Annotated in this window: 1 protein-coding gene; it reads left to right on the top strand. The window is 63.5% G+C overall.

Translation table 11 applies throughout. From position 1 onward, the window contains the following. Window positions 1-66: 66 nt before the first annotated feature. Window positions 67-1,485, top strand: a complete 1,419-nt coding sequence (locus EBB56_RS21750) for an IS1380 family transposase (protein WP_124805336.1) — start codon at window positions 67-69, stop codon at window positions 1,483-1,485. The last annotated feature ends 232 nt before the right edge of the window (window positions 1,486-1,717 follow it).

Raw genomic sequence — 1,717 nt, 5'->3', positions numbered from 1 at the left:
CCCGGCTTATTCATGAGGTAGGTCTGAAAACGAAAATAGCGAATGGTATTCTCTAGAGAAATCAGTGTGTTCCGCCAAGAACCTGATTCCAGAGGACCATCCGCTATGGGTGAAAGCGTATCTCCCTGGATTCCGTCCTGCAACGGGTCCATCCGCGTTGAGCTTGATGGCCAGCGCACCACCAGCGACAGCGGTGCGTTGCTGCTGCGCGAAGCCCTCGACCGTAGCGGCGTGATCGCCGCTCTTGAGGATCACCTGGTCGACCAGCGTGACCCGCAGCGCGTCCGTCACTCCCTGGCCAGTCAGCTGCGCACCGTGGTATTGCAGCGGGCCATGGGCTGGATCGATCTCAGCGATACCACCACGCTGCACTGCGATCCACTTTGGCAACTGGCGTGCAGCGACGCGCGGGGTACGTCTCCATTGGCGCAGGACCGGCCGTCTCAAGCCACGCTGTCGCGGCTGCTGACCTGCCTCGGACGCAACGACAACATTGATGCCGTGCACGAAGGCCTTCTGCGACTGGTGGTCTGGCGCCTGACGTCGCTGAAGAACGGCGAGCGCCCCGAGCAGCTGACTCTCGACATCGACGGCCTGCCGATCGGGGTCCACGGTCACCAAGGTGGCTCGGCCTATCATGGCCTTTACGGGGCCCGCATCTACTCGCCGCTGGTCGCCTCGCTGGCCGAAACGGGCGACATGGTGGGCGGCCTGCTGCGCGAGGGCAACGCCGGCCCAGCCGAGAACGCCGATACGTGGATCCCGCACCTGGTGCGGCGGCTCAACGAGAGCACCGGAGCCCAGGTTCGGGTGCGCATCGATGCCGGGTTCACCGACAACGACACGCTGGAGGCGCTGGAAGAGCGCGACATCGAGTATCTGGGCCGGCTTCGCAGCCACACGGGCCTGCAGAAGCTGGCAGCGCCGTACCTGCGGCGTCCACGAGGCCGGCCACCCGAACAGCTTCGTGAATGGTGCCATGATCTGGAGTACCAAGCGGGTTCCTGGCCTGAACCACGGCGCGTGGTACTGGTCGTGCAGGAACGTCCCGATGACCTGCTGCTGCATGCCTTCTTCCTGGTCACCAACCTCGGCAAGTTCGACTGTCCGCCGGAGAAGATCCTGGCGCTGTACCGCAAGCGCGGCAGCGCCGAGGCGCACATGGGCGAGGTGAAGTCGGCACTCGACGTGCATCTCTCGTCGACCGATCGCGGCGCCTCCACCGTTCAGGACGTGATGGCCCGCAACGAGGTGAGCCTGCTGCTGAGTCTCTACGCTTACCAGGTCCTGCATGGGCTGAGGCGCCTGCTGGAAAGCCGGACGCACCAGGGGTGGAGCCTGATCAAGATGCGTGAGCAGGTGCTCAAGGTCGCGGCGACGTTGTCGCTGCACGCCCGACGTATCACCGTTCACCTCGGTGATGCGGCCGACAAATGGTGGCCTACCTTGCTGAAGGGGCTGCCTCGGCTGACGGCCCTGGTCTGAATCTGGCGTCACCACAATCCATGCAGCAGGCAAGGCGACCACAACGGAAGTCGACGGCCACGGATGCGCCGGTGCTAGACATCGATTCGTGACCGTTATGAAAAGGCCGGAAAAAACCTGATCGGGTTATAGATCACCCGGCTATCCGGCGACCACATAACGGTGAAGTGGGTCGGTGCTGGCAATCGATGGACTCAAGACCCTCATTCGGCACTCTGATGAATGAGGCGGG

The organism is Halomonas sp. YLB-10 (assembly GCF_003856855.1).
Classification (GTDB): Bacteria; Pseudomonadota; Gammaproteobacteria; order Pseudomonadales; family Halomonadaceae; genus Halomonas; species Halomonas litopenaei.
Note: the sequence above shows the minus strand (reverse complement) of the source record. Positions and strands in the feature narration are given on the sequence as shown.